Annotated in this window: 9 protein-coding genes; 3 read left to right on the top strand and 6 right to left on the bottom strand. The window is 69.1% G+C overall.

All coding sequences use genetic code 11. The features are described from left to right. The first annotated feature begins 232 nt into the window (after positions 1-232). A complete protein-coding gene (locus tag ABZ027_RS19415) occupies positions 233-928 on the top strand; it encodes a glycoside hydrolase family 75 protein (protein ID WP_356769825.1) in 696 nt (231 codons plus the stop codon). A 13-nt stretch (positions 929-941) separates the two neighbouring features. On the opposite strand, the gene ABZ027_RS19420 is transcribed toward ABZ027_RS19415, so the two are convergent. From ABZ027_RS19420 to ABZ027_RS19435, 4 genes are all read right to left on the bottom strand, one after another. Continuing rightward, positions 942-1652, bottom strand: a complete 711-nt coding sequence (locus ABZ027_RS19420; RefSeq protein ID WP_356769827.1) for an SDR family oxidoreductase — start codon at positions 1650-1652, stop codon at positions 942-944. Between the two features lie 124 nt (positions 1653-1776). Continuing rightward, positions 1777-2700, bottom strand: a complete 924-nt coding sequence (locus tag ABZ027_RS19425) for a class I SAM-dependent methyltransferase (protein WP_356769829.1) — start codon at positions 2698-2700, stop codon at positions 1777-1779. Between the two features lie 259 nt (positions 2701-2959). After that, positions 2960-4681, bottom strand: coding sequence for a glycoside hydrolase family 6 protein (locus tag ABZ027_RS19430; RefSeq protein ID WP_356769831.1), 1722 nt, complete (start codon positions 4679-4681; stop codon positions 2960-2962). Positions 4682-4710: 29 nt separating this feature from the next. Continuing rightward, the gene (locus tag ABZ027_RS19435; RefSeq protein ID WP_356769832.1) at positions 4711-6210 is read right to left on the bottom strand and encodes a cellulase family glycosylhydrolase; all 1500 of its coding nucleotides are present in this window, start codon (positions 6208-6210) and stop codon (positions 4711-4713) included. Between the two features lie 251 nt (positions 6211-6461). Here ABZ027_RS19435 and ABZ027_RS19440 point away from each other — a divergent pair, with 251 nt between their 5' ends. Further along, a complete protein-coding gene (locus ABZ027_RS19440) occupies positions 6462-9377 on the top strand; it encodes a glycoside hydrolase family 48 protein (RefSeq protein WP_356769834.1) in 2916 nt (971 codons plus the stop codon). A 257-nt stretch (positions 9378-9634) separates the two neighbouring features. Then, on the top strand, positions 9635-12292 hold the full coding sequence (locus ABZ027_RS19445; RefSeq protein ID WP_356769836.1) for a cellulose binding domain-containing protein: 2658 nt from the start codon (positions 9635-9637) through the stop codon (positions 12290-12292). Between the two features lie 69 nt (positions 12293-12361). Here ABZ027_RS19445 and ABZ027_RS19450 read toward each other — a convergent pair whose 3' ends face one another. Both ABZ027_RS19450 and ABZ027_RS19455 read right to left on the bottom strand, forming a co-directional pair. After that, the gene (locus ABZ027_RS19450) at positions 12362-13033 is read right to left on the bottom strand and encodes a hypothetical protein (protein WP_356769838.1); all 672 of its coding nucleotides are present in this window, start codon (positions 13031-13033) and stop codon (positions 12362-12364) included. A 179-nt stretch (positions 13034-13212) separates the two neighbouring features. Then, complete coding sequence (locus ABZ027_RS19455) at positions 13213-15075, bottom strand: rhamnogalacturonan lyase (protein WP_356770045.1); 1863 nt, start codon at positions 15073-15075, stop codon at positions 13213-13215. Positions 15076-15339: the final 264 nt, after the last annotated feature.

Below are 15339 nucleotides of genomic sequence, written 5' to 3' on the forward strand. Positions count from 1 at the left end.
GCGCGTCAGGTATGCAGAAGTTCACGTAACCCTCCACGGCCAGCCGTACGCCCGGCAGCACGGACTCGCCCGACGTGGTCCCGGGGCGCTGTCGTGCCGGGGCGCCGTCGTGCCCGGCCTGTGAACGGAAGTCGTGACGGACCGCCGTCCAGAGGATTGACGCGGCCATGCCGAGAGGGGCACCTTGGTTCCCGTCAGGTAAGGAAACTTTCCTAACAGAAGGGTCCCCACAGTGCGTATGCGACCACTGACCCTCGCCGTGGCCTGCTCGGCCGCCCTGCTCACCGCCGGAGTGCTCCCCTCGACCGCCACCGGCGCCCCCTCACCGGCGTCCCCCCAGGAGGGCACGGTCAGCGCGGCCGACCTGCTCGCCAAGGTGTCGGGCTGCTCCCAGCTCTCCAACGGCAAGTACCGGACCGACGACGAGACTTCGGCCACGATCCCGGTGTGCGGCAAGAACGGCGCGGTGTTCTGGAAGGCCGACATGGACATCGACTGCGACGGCCAGCGCACCTCGAAGTGCAACGAGGACACCGACCCCTGGTACCAGGACGACACGGCGTTCCACCAGTCCAACGGCAAGCCGCTGAAGGCCGATTCACTGCCGTACGTCGTCGTGCCCAGCTCCAGCAGCATCTGGAACTACTCCGGCGCCGGCATCAAGGGCGGCGGCGTGGTCGCCGTGATCTACAACAACAAGGTCGAGTACGCCGTCGTCGGCGACACCGGCCCCTCGAAGATCATCGGCGAGGCCTCCTACGCCACCGCCAAGGCCCTCGGCATCGACCCGGACCCGGAGTCCGGCGGAACCGACTCCGGGGTGACCTACATCCTGTTCAAGAACTCCCAGGTGTCCCCCATCGAGAACCACAACGCGGCGGTCACCCTCGGCGACCGCCTCGCGCAGCAGTTCCTGCGGGACAACTGACGTACAGAACCTGTTAGTTGGGCTGCCCGATCGGCCGTACGACGACCGTGTTGACGTCGACGCCGACGGGCTGCCCGACGGCCCACACGATCGAGTCGGCGATCTGGTCGGCGGTGAGCAGATGGCCGGGCGGCAGACTGCCGTAGCTGTCCCAGAACGGGGTCTCCACCCGGCCCGGCGCGATCAGTGTCACGCCCACCCCGAACTCGGTCACCTCACGGCGGGCGTTCTCGGCGAGGCCGGTCACCGCGAACTTCGTCGCCCCGTAGATGTTGCCGGGCGTGGGCACGAACCCGGCGACGCTGCCGACCAGCACGATCCGGCCCCGGGTCTCCTTCAGCGCGTCGATCGAGGCGCGGATGAGCAGCGCGGGGCCGAGCACGTTGGTCAGCACCATCTCGGTCCAGCCCGTGGGGTCACCCTCCGCGACGGAGTCGTGGGTGGCGACCCCGGCGTTGGCGACGACGGTGTCGAGCCGACCGAACTCCTTGAGCGTACGGTCGACCGCCGAGCGCACGTCGTCGTAGTCGGCCGCGTTGCCGACGAACGTCAACAGGCCGTCCGGATCACCGAGTTCCTCGGCGAAGCCGCGCAGCCGGGCCTCACCGCGGCCGGTGACGGCCACGCGGTGCCCGGCGTCGAGCAGCCGCCGGGCGACCGCGGCACCGATGCCGCTGCCACCGCCGGTGATCAGTGCTACCGGAGCGTCGTGAGAGTCGGTCATGAATCCCCCTGTGTTGCCTTGATGTGTTCAAGCGACGCCGGAATTCCATCAGTTGGAGTGCTCTCCAAGTCAAGGGCGGAGGATTCCGTGGCCGCCGGATGTGCCGGGCGGGGTCCCGACGGTCTCAGCCCGTACGTTCCGCCGTGTACACCGTGCGCGCCGCCAGCACGAAGACGTCCCGTCGGCGGTGCACGCTCGCCGGGTCCTCGGGGTCGAGCAGTCGGTCGAGGGTGGCCCGGTCGGTGGTGTCGAGGTGGTCGCCGAAGCCGTCGCGCAGGCGGGAGAGGGTGGCGGCCGCATGGGCGCGGGCCCGGTCGGTGGTGGGGGCGGGCAGGTCGAGCAGGAAGCTGCGGGTGCCGGTGTGCCGCAGGCCCGCGGCGGCCATCAGCCCCGGCCAGTCCTCGGCCTCGGCGACGGTGCCGGGCAGGTCCGCGCGCATCCGCGCGAACCACTCCTCCTCCAGCGCGTCCAGCCGCGCCTGTAGTCCTGGCCGACCGATGCCGATGTCACGGGGCAGGAAGCGGGCGGACAGGCCACCCTCCAGCAGGGCAAGCGTCCCACCGGGAGCCAGCCTGGCGGCGAAGCCGGCGAGGGCGGCCCGCTGGTCGCCGATGTGGTGCAGGCTGTGGCTGGCCCACAGCAGGTCGGCGGGGTACTCCAAGTCGTCCAGGACACCGGGCAGTTCACCGGCGAGGGTGCCGAAGCGGTCGGCGACGCCGAGCCGGGCGGCCCGGGCGCGGGCCCGTTCCAGCAGTGGCTCGGTGGCGTCCACGGCGACGACCCGGGCTCCGGGGAAGGCATCCGCGAGCAGGCAGGAGATGACGCCGGGACCGCTGCCCGCGTCGACGATCAGCCCGGGGTCGGTCTGCTTGTGCCCGAGCCAGGCCAGAGCCCGCTCGTACAGGGGGGTGAACAGCTCCGCCTGGGACTCCAGCATCGGAGCATGTTCGTTCCAGTCGACGTCAGTGTCGGTGCCGCCGTGGCCGTGATCGTGACCGGACCGGTCGTGGTCGTGGTCGTGCCCGAGGTCGTGGTGTGGGTGCGCCATGGTGGTCAGCCTCTCGTCGCGATACGGCCAGCGTGCGCCGACGCACCGCTCCCGGGCCACCACTGTTGCCGACCCGGCAAGAAACCCGGCAAGAAATCCGGCACACGACACGGCGAAAAACGGCATGAGGCACGGTGAGAAGGAACGGTCCCCGGCCGGCCGCACCACCTGCGGCCGGACGGGGACCAAGGACAGCCACGCACCCGATGTGCCGGGGTCCGGCCCGCGAGGGCCCGCCCCCGGCGCATCGCCCAGGCCGCTACAGCGCCGGGTAGGCGTTCTTCATCAGCTCCTGGAACTGGGCCGAGAACCAGTGCCCGGAGACCGGGGCGTTCGGCAGGGCGCCGGACATGTTGTTGCCGTTGCGCGGGTTGCCCGTGTAGGTCGGGTCGCACATCCGGTCGAAGCCCTTGCCCTCGTCGTTCGGGATCGCGCTGCTGGAGCCGTCGGACTCACCCGGGGGCTTCATCCAGACGTACGCGTCGATCCCGGCGGCCGGGCCGGCCTTCGGGCGTTCGCCGAGACCGGCACCGGACTGGTTGCACCAGTTGCCGATGTGGATACGGCGGTCGTAGCGGCCGCCGTTGACGTAGGTGTCGACGTCCGTCGTCGCACCGGGGCCGGTGGGCCGTGCGGTGCCGCCCCAGCCGTTGCGGGAGGTGTCGATCAGCATGCCGATGCCGGAGTTGAAGCCGGTGGTGACCAACTGGTTGCGGAAGGCCTGGGCGAACGACAGCTCGTCCGTGTACCGGTTCCAGTCCACCCACTTCGACTCGCGGACCGACTTGCCGCCCGCGTTGTCGTTGATGGAGAAGTTGTTCTCCTTCAGGGCGCTGTAGTTGGCCGTGTTGGTGATGAAGCCGTGCACGTCGTTGACGGTGGCGCCCTCCGAGGTGGCCGCCTCCTTCATCACGGTGGCGCTGGCCGCGAAGTTGTCGTCCCAGCCGATCCAGCCGTGGTGTCCGGCGTCGATGTAGTTGTAGACGTTGGGCACGTCACCCAGCTTGTTCAGGGCGTAGCCGACGCCCTTCTGGTAGTTGCCGTTGGCCTTCATCACGTCGCACTGCGGGGTGGCGGTGGGCCGGCTGCCGGTGTTGGTGACGAGGTTGGGCAGCGAGTCGATCTCGATGGTGGTGACGATCCGCAGGGAGGCGTACTTCGCGTCGGCGAGGATCGTCTTGATCGGGTCGATGTACTGCGTCTTGTACTTGTCGATCTCCGTCGGTCCGAGCTCGCCGTTGGAGGCGAGGGCCGCGCAGTCCCGTCCGGGCAGGTTGTAGATCACCAGCTGGACGACGAGCTGGCCGGAGCCCTTCTGCTTCAGTGCCTCGTCGAGGTGGGCGCGCAGGCCCATCCCGCCGTTGACACCGTTGATCGCTGCGATGCGGTCCAGCCAGACGCCGGTCGGCTGGTTGGAGATACGGCTGCCGCCGGGCTCGGCCGCGGCCTTCGCGGACCACTCCGGGTTCACGTACACCTTGGCGCCGCTGTAGGGGTTGTCGACCCGGGTGCCGCCACCGGGGTCCGTCGGGTCCGTGGGATCAGTGGGGTCGGTGGGGCCGCCGCCGTCGACGTTGCAGGTCACGCCGTCGAGGGTGAAGGCGGCCGGGATCGCGTTGGTGCCGCTGTAGGTGCCCTGGAAGCCGAAACTGACCGAGCCGCCGGTGGCCAGCGAGCCGTTGTAGCTCTCGTTGGCCGCGGTGACGGTGGAGCCGCTCTGGCTGACCTTGGCGTTCCAGCCACTGGTGACCTTCTGGTTACCGGCGTACGCCCACTTCACCGCCCAACTCGACTTGGCGGTACTGTTGTTGGTGACGGTGACGTTGGCGGTGAAGCCGGTGTCCCACTGGTTCTGCACCTTGTAGTCGACGGTGCAGGGGACTGCGGCGACAGCTGCGTCCCCGGCGACGGCGAACGCCGTCCCGGAGGCCCCGGCGACCAGCGCCAGGGCGGAAAGCAACGCGGTTCTGGTACGACTCATGAGTGCGGGTTCCCTCTCGGTTGCGGGTGTCAGCCGTTCAGGGCGCGCAGGTGATCACGCAGCCCGATTCCGTACGCGGTGGGGGTGCCGTCGTAACTGGAGATCAGGGACGGACCGGTGGCGCAGTTCCAGGTGTTCCAGGTCCAGCCCAGGTAGGACAGTCCGCGGTCGTCGAACCACTTCATGACCTGGTCGACGAAACCGTGTGAGCAGGTGTTCTCGCCGATCTCCCCGGCCACGAGCGGCACTTGGGCGGCGACCGGGGCGAGTGTGGAGTTCCAGCAGCTCTCGTTCGAGCAGGTGTTGAAGTTGTAGACGTGCCAGGCGGCGGCGAGATTGCCCGCCGGGTCTGTGGGCCGGTACGTGAGCCACTGGCTCAGGTCGTTGGAGTAGGCCAGTCCGCCGGCCAGGATCAGGTTCTTCGCGCCGGTGCCCCGGATCGCGTCGACCAGATCCTGCATGCCGGCCACCTGGTACCCGATGCCGGGGCAGGTGCCGCCGTCCCGCCAGCACTGCCATGCCTGGGTGGTCGTGGCGGTCGCACGGTCCGGGTAGGGCTCGTTGAACAGGTCGAACACCACGGTCGGATCGCCCTTGAAGGTGTTCGCCACCGACGTCCAGAAGGACGGCGTGTACTGCATGTCGGGCATCGGCTTCTGGCAGCTGGCGTGCACGTCGGAGCAGCCGGACGAGTTGCCGGTGTACTGGCCGTAGGTCCAGTGCAGTTCGAGCATGGGTGTCAGGCCGTGCGCCCTGACCTTCGCCACCAGGTCCTTGACCGCGTTGACGTAGTTGGCGCCGGCGTACTGCGCTGGGATGTTGGACAGGCCCAGCCAGCACTCCTCGTTGAGCGGGATGCGGACGGTGTTGGCCTTCCAGTCGGCGATCGCCTTGACCGAGGCGTCGTCGACCGGGCCGTCCCAGATGCCACGGCCCTGCACGCACATGAACTCGCCGCCCGAGCGGTTCACACCGAGCATGCGGCGGGTCCTGCCCGCGCTGTCCACCAGCTTGTTGCCCAGGACCCGCAGGACAGGTGCCGTGCCGTCACCGGGGGCCGGCGGATCGGTCGGATCCGTCGGGTCGGTCGGGTCCGTCGGGTCCGTCGGGTCGGAGTCGGTGTTGCAGAGGGTGCCGTTGAGTGTGAAGGTCGTCGGTACGGTGCCGCCGCCCGACCGGGACGCGATGAACCCGGCACTGACGCTCGCGCCGCTGCCGAGCTGTCCGTTGTAGCTCTCGTTGGCGGCGGTGACGGTCGTGCCGGACTGGGACCACTTGGCGTTCCAGCCCTGGCTGACCTTCTGGCCGCCCGCGAGGTCGAAGGTGAGGTTCCAGCCGCTCAGTGCAGCCGTGTTGTTGGTGATCCTCACGGCACCCTGGAAGCCGGTGTCCCACTGGCTGGTGACGGAGTACTCCACCGTGCAGGCAGGGACGGCCGCGGACGCCGTGACCGCCGGCACCGTCACGGACCCGAGAAGGGCGACCGCGGCGGTGACGGCTAAAACTACTGAAGGAGGGGGGTGTCGCATGAGCGACTCCTTGCAGATCAGGCGCGTCGTGACCAACGCGTCGACTGATGGAACCGCTCCCACTGGTGTCAAGGAAGGTAGCGCCAAGTGACGGCAAAGAACAGAGGGGTCACTGACTTTCCTTCAACACCCCGCGTCGAATCTTTTCGACTCTTCAAGCACCTTGACCCTTACCACACCCGTCCCCACTATGGGAGCGCTCCCACTGGTTCAAGCCTTGACTTCTCCGAGCCGCAAGGAGGAACCAGCACATGCCCCCCACGCAAAGACGCCGGGCCGCTCGGCGTATGTGGACCGCTGTCGTGGCGGCCCTCGCGCTTCCGTTCACGATGCTGAGTGCGGGTTCAACTCCTGCTCAGGCGGCGCCACTTCAGTGCAGCGTCGACTACAAGACCAACGACTGGGGTGCCGGTTTCACCGCGGAACTGACGATCACCAACCGCGGCACGGACGCCATCGACGGCTGGACCCTCACCTACGGTTACACCGGTAACCAGAAGCTGACGAACGGCTGGAACGGCACCTGGTCCCAGTCCGGCCAGACCATCACGGCGAAGAACGCCACCTACAACGCCAGGATCGCGGCCGGTGCGGCGGTGTCGACCGGCGCGCAGTTCACGTACAGCGGCACCAACGCCGCGCCGACGAACTTCGCGGTCAACGGCACCAGTTGCACGGGTGCCCACCAGCCGCCGATCACCGTGCTCACCAGCCCCACCGCGGGCGCGGTCTACACCCAGGGCGGCGCTGTCCCGCTCGCGGCGACCGCCGCCGCCGCGGACGGCGCGACGATCAGCAAGGTCGAGTTCTACGACAACACCACGCTGCTGGGCACCGACACGAGCGCGCCCTACTCGTTCTCCGCTTCTGGCTTGACCGTGGGCAGTCATTCGTTGCTGGCGAAGGCGTACGACAGCCTGGGCGCGTCCGCGGAGTCCACGCCGGTCGGCATCACGGTCGCCTCGGGTCCCGCCGTGGTGGCCTCGACCAACCAACTGGCCGTCCAGCAGGGCAAGACGGCCACGTACGACGTGAAGCTGTCCACGCAGCCGTCCGCCAACGTGACCGTGACCACCGCACGCACCACCGGCAACTCGGGCCTCACGGTGACCGGCGGGGCGTCGCTCACCTTCACGCCGTCGAACTGGAGCACCGCGCAGAAGGTGACGATCACAGCGGACTCCTCCGGGACCGGCGCGGCGACGTTCGAGTCGACGGCCACCGGTCACGGCAAGGCCTCGGTGACGGTCACCCAGATCGCGGCGGCCAAGACGTACGACGCCCGGTTCCTGGAGCTGTACGGCAAGATCACCAACCCGGCCAACGGCTACTTCTCCCCCGAGGGCATCCCCTACCACTCGGTCGAGACGCTGATCGTCGAGGCGCCCGACAACGGCCACGAGACGACCTCGGAGGCGTACAGCTACCTCCTGTGGCTGCAGGCCATGTACGGCAAGGTCACCGGCGACTGGACGAAGTTCAACGGCGCCTGGGAGATCATGGAGAAGTACATGATCCCCACCCACGCCGACCAGCCGACGAACTCCTTCTACAACGTCTCGAAGCCGGCCACCTACGCGCCCGAGCTGGACACCCCGAACGAGTACCCGGCGAAGCTCGACACGTCGGTCTCGGTCGGTTCGGACCCGATCGCCGGTGAGCTGAAGAGCGCCTACGGCACCGACGACGTCTACGGCATGCACTGGCTGCAGGACGTCGACAACGTGTACGGCTACGGCAACTCGCCCGGCAAGTGCGAGGCGGGTCCCACGGACACCGGACCGTCGTACATCAACACCTTCCAGCGCGGTGCGCAGGAGTCGGTGTGGGAGACCGTGCCGCAGCCGACCTGTGACGCCTTCAAGTACGGCGGCAGGAACGGCTACCTGGACCTGTTCACCGGTGACGCCTCCTACGCCAAGCAGTGGAAGTTCACCAACGCCCCGGACGCCGACGCGCGCGCGGTGCAGGCCGCGTACTGGGCGGACGTCTGGGCCAAGCAGCAGGGCAAGGGCAGTGCCGTCTCGGCGACCGTCGGCAAGGCCGCGAAGATGGGCGACTACCTGCGCTACTCGATGTACGACAAGTACTTCAAGAAGGTCGGCAACTGTGTCGGACCGTCGACCTGCCCGGCCGGTACCGGCAAGGACGCCTCGATGTACCTGATGTCCTGGTACTACGCGTGGGGCGGCGCCACCGACACCTCGGCGGGCTGGGCCTGGCGCATCGGTTCCAGCCACGCGCACGGCGGCTACCAGAATCCGCTGGCCGCCTACGCGCTGAGCTCCTACGCCGACCTGAAGCCCAAGTCGGCGACGGGAGCGGCGGACTGGGCCAAGTCGCTCGACCGGCAGCTGGAGTTCTACCGCTGGCTGCAGTCGAACGAGGGCGCCATCGCGGGCGGCGCGACCAACAGCTGGGCGGGCCGGTACGCGACCCCGCCGGCCGGCAAGTCGACGTTCTACGGCATGTACTACGACCAGCAGCCGGTGTACCACGACCCGCCGTCCAACCAGTGGTTCGGCTTCCAGGCGTGGTCGATGGAACGGGTGGCGGAGTACTACCAGCAGACGGGGAACGCTTCCGCGAAGGCGGTCCTCGACAAGTGGGTCACGTGGGCGCTGTCCAAGACCACCGTCAACCCGGACGGCACCTATCTGATCCCGTCGACGCTCCAGTGGTCGGGCCAGCCCGACACCTGGAACGCCACCAGCCCGGGCGCCAACAGCGGCCTGCACGTCACCGTCGCCGACTACACCGACGACGTCGGCGTGGCCGCCGCGTACGCCAAGACCCTGACGTACTACGCGGACCGCTCCGGTGACACCCAGGCCGCGACGACCGCCAAGGCGCTCCTCGACGGCATGTGGAAGAACCACCAGGACAGCCTGGGCATCGCCGTCCCGGAGACCCGCGCCGACTACAACCGCTTCGACGACGGCGTGTTCATCCCGTCCGGCTGGACCGGGACGATGCCGAACGGCGACGCGATCAATTCCTCGTCCACCTTCGAGTCCATCCGTTCCTTCTACGAGGACGACCCGGCCTGGTCGAAGATCGAGGCCTACCTGGCGGGCGGAGCGGCGCCCTCCTTCACGTACCACCGGTTCTGGGCCCAGGCGGACATCGCCCTGGCCATGGGCTCGTACGCGGAGCTTCTCGAATAGTCCCCGCCATGCGCTCTGCTCAGAGGGCGGTTCTTCGACTGCGGGTCCGTCGTGGCTGGTCGCGCAGTTCCCCGCGCCCCTAACGGGGCGCTGTAGGCACCGCTTCTTCTGCGGAACCGCTTGGAAGTTTCGCGTACGTGGTCTCGTCACCTGACGACGGGGCCGGTCGGCCGGGCGGCCTTCTCCCGCACTGGGGGTCGCCCGGTCCTCGCATGCTTTCCTCCTGAACGGCCCTCCCGGAAGGAAGGTCCCCCACCGTGCGAAGAACCCGCATCCTCACGGCCGTGCTGGCGCTGGCGGCCGGTCTGCTCGCTGGCACGCCGCCCGCGCTGGCCGCCGGCCCCGAGCGGGCGGCGATCGCCGCCGACACGTACACCTGGAAGAACGCCCGCGTCGACGGTGGCGGCTTCGTCCCCGGCATCATCTTCAACCGCGCCGAGAAGAACCTGGCGTACGCCCGGACCGACATCGGCGGCGCCTACCGCTGGCAGGAGTCGACGAAGACCTGGACACCGCTGCTGGACTCGGTGGGCTGGGACAACTGGGGGCACACGGGCGTGGTGAGCCTGGCCTCCGACTCCGTCGACCCGAACAAGGTGTACGCGGCGGTCGGCACGTACACCAACAGCTGGGACCCGGGCAACGGGGCGGTCATGCGCTCGTCGGACCGGGGCGCGAGCTGGCAGCGGACGAACCTGCCGTTCAAGCTGGGCGGCAACATGCCCGGCCGGGGCATGGGCGAGCGTCTCGCGATCGACCCGAACCGCGACAGCGTGCTGTACCTGGGGGCGCCGAGCGGCAAGGGCCTGTGGCGGTCGACGGACTCAGGTGTCACCTGGTCGCAGGTGACGAACTTCCCCAATGTCGGCGACTACCAGCAGGATCCGACCGACACGAGCGGCTACGCCAGCGACAACCAGGGCATCGTGTGGGTCACCTTCGACGAGTCGACGGGCACCGCGGGCACCGCGACGAAGACCGTCTACGTGGGGGTCGCGGACAAGGACAACGCGGTGTACCGGTCCACGGACGCGGGCGCGACCTGGACGCGGCTCGCGGGGCAGCCGACGGGATACCTCGCGCACAAGGGCGTGCTGGACGCGAAGAACGGCTATCTGTACCTCTCCTACAGCGACAAGGGCGGTCCGTACGACGGGGGCAAGGGGCAGCTGTGGCGGTACGCGACCGCCACCGGCACCTGGACGAACATCAGCCCGGTCGCCGAGGCCGACACCTACTACGGCTTCAGCGGACTGACCGTGGACCGGCAAAAACCCGGCACCGTGATGGCCACCGCGTACAGTTCCTGGTGGCCGGACACCCAGATCTTCCGCTCCACGGACAGCGGCGCGACCTGGACGAAGGCCTGGGACTACGCGTCGTCCGGGAACCGCGAGAACCGCTACACGATCGACGTCTCCTCGTCGCCCTGGCTGACCTGGGGCGCGAACCCCTCACCGCCCGAGCAGGCGCCCAAACTCGGCTGGATGACGGAGTCGTTGGAGATCGACCCGTTCAACTCGAACCGGATGATGTACGGGACGGGTGCGACGGTGTACGGCACCGAGAATCTCACCAACTGGGACGGCGGCGGCAAGTTCACCGTCACACCGATGGTGCGGGGGCTGGAGGAGACGGCGGTCAACGACCTCGCCTCTCCCCCGTCGGGCGCCCCGCTGCTCAGCGCGCTCGGTGACGTCGGCGGCTTCCGCCACACGGACCTCACCAAGGTCCCGTCGATGATGTTCACCTCGCCGAACTTCACCACCACGACCAGCCTGGACTTCGCCGAGACCACCCCGAACACGGTGGTGCGGGTCGGCAACCTCGACTCCGGCCCGCACATCGCCTTCTCGACGGACAACGGTGCCAACTGGTTCGCGGGGACCGACCCTTCGGGCGTCAGCGGTGGCGGCACGGTGGCCGCGGCGGCCGACGGCAGCCGGTTCGTGTGGAGCCCGGAGGGCACCGGCGTGCGGTACGCGGCCGGCTTCGGCACCTCGTGGGCGGCATCCAGCGGTATCCCGGCGGGCGCGATCGTCGAGTCCGACCGGGCTGACCCGAAGACGTTCTACGGCTTCAAGTCCGGGAAGTTCTACGTCAGTACGGACGGCGGCGCCACCTTCACGGCGTCCTCGGCGACCGGTCTGCCCGGCGGGGACAGCGTGCGCTTCAAGGCGCTGCCCGGCACGAAGGGCGATGTGTGGCTGGCCGGCGGGGCGAGTGACGGCGCGTACGGGCTGTGGCACTCCACCGACGGCGGGGCCTCCTTCACCAAGCTCTCCGGCGTCGAGCAGGCCGACACCATCGGCTTCGGCAAGGCGGCCACGGGAGCGTCGTACCAGACGCTGTACACCAGCGCGAAGATCGGCGGGGTCCGCGGCATCTTCCGTTCCACCGACAAGGGCGCGACCTGGACCCGCATCAACGACGACGCCCACCAGTGGGGTTGGACGGGTGGGGCGATCACCGGTGACCCACAGGTGTACGGCCGGGTGTACGTGTCGACGAACGGCCGCGGGGTGATCTACGGCGACAGCTCGGACAGCGGCGGCGGAACGGATCCCGGGCCGGGCCCGGATCCCACTCCCACCGGTGCCTGCTCGGTGGCGTACAAGGTCACCAACCAGTGGTCCGGCGGCTTCCAGGCGGACGTGCGGCTCACCAACACCGGTTCGGGTGCCTGGAACGGCTGGTCACTGGGCTGGGCCTTCGCGGCCGGTCAGAAGGTCACCCAGGCGTGGAACGCCGAGACCGCGCAGTCCGGTACGGCGGTGACGGCGAGAAACGTCGGCTGGAACGGGACCGTGGCGGCCGGCTCCTCGGTGGGCTTCGGCTTCACCGGAAGCTGGTCGGGGACCAACCCGAAACCGACCGCGTTCAAGCTGGGCGACCAGAACTGCGCGGTGAACTGACGCCGTGGGCCCCCGTCCGGGCACGGGACCGGACGGGGGCGCGCGGCAACTCGGGCCTGACCTGTGGCCCTACTTCACACTGCCGGTGAAGATCGCCGTCTCGGAGTCGAAGTCGGGAGCGACCTCGACCTGCAACAGCTTCTCGCCCTTGGGGAGTTCGCAACCCCACGGCACGTTGAGGGACCGGCCGGCCAGCACCTTCGTGTCGGGTCCGCCGTCGAGGCCGTTCTCACTGTCGAAGATGGACTCGCTGCTGCTCCCGTCCTTTCCGTAGGAGCAGTTGACCGTCAGCATGGTGGCGTCGAGCGTCTTGTCCCCGCCGTTGACGACCTTCACGGTGAACTTCACGTACGGGGTGTTCTCCGGTGACGCGTACTCGCCCGAGACCGACCGCGAGAACTTCGAGAGGCTGACGTCCACGTCGCTTTCGTAGGTGACGGTGTCGTCCAGGGCGTAGACGCCGTCGTCGTCGGTTTCCTCGGGGGCCGGGTCCTCGGACGCGTCCTCGGCCGCGGCGGCGGCCTCCTCGGGGGACACGGTCTTGGTGACGGTGACCGTGGGCGCGGGTTTCGCCTCGTCGGCGACGTTGGCCCCGACCGCGACGCCGGTGGCGACGATGGCGACGATCACGGCCGCCGCGGATCCGAGCACGATCGCGTTGGCGGGACCCTTCTTCTGGTGCGGCGGCTGCGGCGGGGGCGGGAAGCCCGGCATCGGCGGCGGCGTGATGTTCTGACTCATGGCTCCCCCAGGGATGGTGCTGTTTGCAGTGTGAATCATCCCCGAGAAGACGCGCATATGGACATCTCGTAACGAAAACGTGTTCATGACGAGTGGGTCCCGCGCCCCGTGCCCGCGGTGGGGGCGGTGGGAGGGCGCGGGATCCGGTTGATGTCAGCGGCTCAGGGGCGTGGCCGGCGTCACGGGGTGTAGACCGTCGGCCGGGGCGCGGTCGCCATGCCGTTGCCGAGGAAGAAGCTCGGGTGCGGGGGCTGGTTGTAAGCCGTATTTTGCCAGGCGAGTGCCGTGCGGTACATCGTGTCGTGCAGCAGGGTCGTGATCTTTGTGCCGGTCTCGATGGGCGTGGAGTACACCCGCAGGGCCGTGTTGTTCGACGTGGGCCAGACGACTTCCTCGCGCCAGTCGCCGAGGATGTCACCGGACAGGGAAGGCGTCGCCTTGGTGCTGTTGTTGGAGTGGACGTCGGACCCGGTCAGCAGCCGGGTGTCGCCCGAGGGGCCGTACTTGTCGATATGGGTGTTGTCGAGGAGTTCGCGGACGGGATCGCCGTCCCACCAGGAGAGGAAGTTGGCCGAGGACGGTTCGCGGCCCTTCGTCGCGCCCGACTCGTCGCGGATGGAGGTGTCGGAGGCCGACCAGACCTCGGCTCCGTCGTTGCCCGCCCAGATGTCAGCGGCGACGCCGCGGCCGTTGTCGCAGCAGGCGGCCAGCTTCCAGTCGACCGTGCCGTTCGCCGGGTCGATGTACAGCTCGGCGGGCTGGCTGGTGGACTCCGAGACCTTGAAGTACTCCAGGCCGGGGTGCGACGGGTCGAGGTCGCCGAGGTGCTGGGCGTCGCCGTGCCCGGTCCTGGTCGTCCACAGGCCGTTTCCGTTGTCGTCGACCGCCATCGCGCCGTAGACGATCTCGTCCTTGCCGTCGCCGTCGACGTCCCCGACGGAGAGGCTGTGTGAGCCCTGGCCGTCGTAGCCCTTGCCGCTGTTGGTGGAGGAGTTGGTGTCGAAGGTCCAACGGCGGGTGAAGGTGCCGCCCCGCCAGTCCCAGGCGGCGACGACCGTCCGGGTGTAGTAGCCGCGGGCCATGATCAGGGAGGGACGGGCGCCGTCCAGGTAGGCGGTGCCGGCGAGGAAACGGTCCACCCGGTTGCCGTACGAGTCGCCCCAGGAGGAGACCGTGCCGCGGGCCGGGACGTAGTCGACGCTCTGCATCGCCTTGCCGGTCTGCCCGTTGAACATGGTCAGGTACTCGGGGCCGGAGAGCACATAGCCGCTGGAGTTGCGGTGGTCGGCCGAGGAGCTGCCGATGACCGTGCCGGTGCCGTCGACCGTGCCGTCCGCGGTCTTCATGGCGACCTCGGCCTTGCCGTCGCCGTCGTAGTCGTACGCCTGGAACTGTGTGTAGTGCGCGCCGGAGCGGATGTTGCGGCCGAGGTCGACGCGCCACAGGCGGGTGCCGTCGAGTTTGACGCCGTCGACGATGGTGTTGCCGGTGTAGCCGGACTGCGAGTTGTCCTTGGCGTTGGTGGGCTGCCACTTGAGGACGAAGTCGAGGGCGCCGTCGCCGTCGAGGTCGGCGACGGAGGCGTCGTTGGCCGCGTAGGTGTAGGCGACGCCGTCGGGGGTGGTGCCGCCGGCCGGCGGGGAGATCGGAACGTCCTTGTAGCCGGTGCGGAGTTGGACCGCGTGCACGGAGTCGGCCTGCTCCACGCCCCCGACGATCGCGCGGACCGTGTAGTCGGCCTGGGCGGGGGCGCCGGAGTGGAAGTAGTTCGTCGAGCCCGTGACCGGCGTGGAGTTGACCTTCGTACCGGCCCGGTAGACGTTGAAGGAGACGTCGCCGGGGTCAGTGCCGAGCCAGCGCCAGCTGACCAGGTTTCCGCTGTCGGTGTGCACGCTGACCACGCCGCGGTCGAGCTTCTCGACCTGCCGGGCGGTGGCCGCCACGGGGGACCCTGCCGCGCGAGTCAGTTCGAGCGTGGGGGAGGTGTCGGGGGTGGTGAGTGTGGTGAGTCCGGCGCCGACCAGGGCCGCGGCTGCGGTCATCGCGCCGAGGAGCACGCGGCGTCTGCGGTGCGCGCGCGAGCGCGGGGCGGGGAGCGGGGGCGGCTGGGGGTGCGGGTGCTGCACGGGACGGGCCTCCTGAACTGGGGGGACGGACGCATTCCGGTCCCTGTCAGTCGCCGCCGTGCTCGCCCGGGTTGCCGTGTCTTCCAGCCAACTGCGCGCGGTGTTGGTCGACGGGCTCGATAGGAACGGTGACGACCGCCAAGCCGTCCTGCTCGGTGCGGCCGGAGGCAGGCCTGGTCG

Origin of the sequence: Streptomyces sp. NPDC006332 (genome assembly GCF_040612855.1) — a bacterium.
GTDB lineage: Bacteria > Actinomycetota > Actinomycetes > Streptomycetales > Streptomycetaceae > Streptomyces.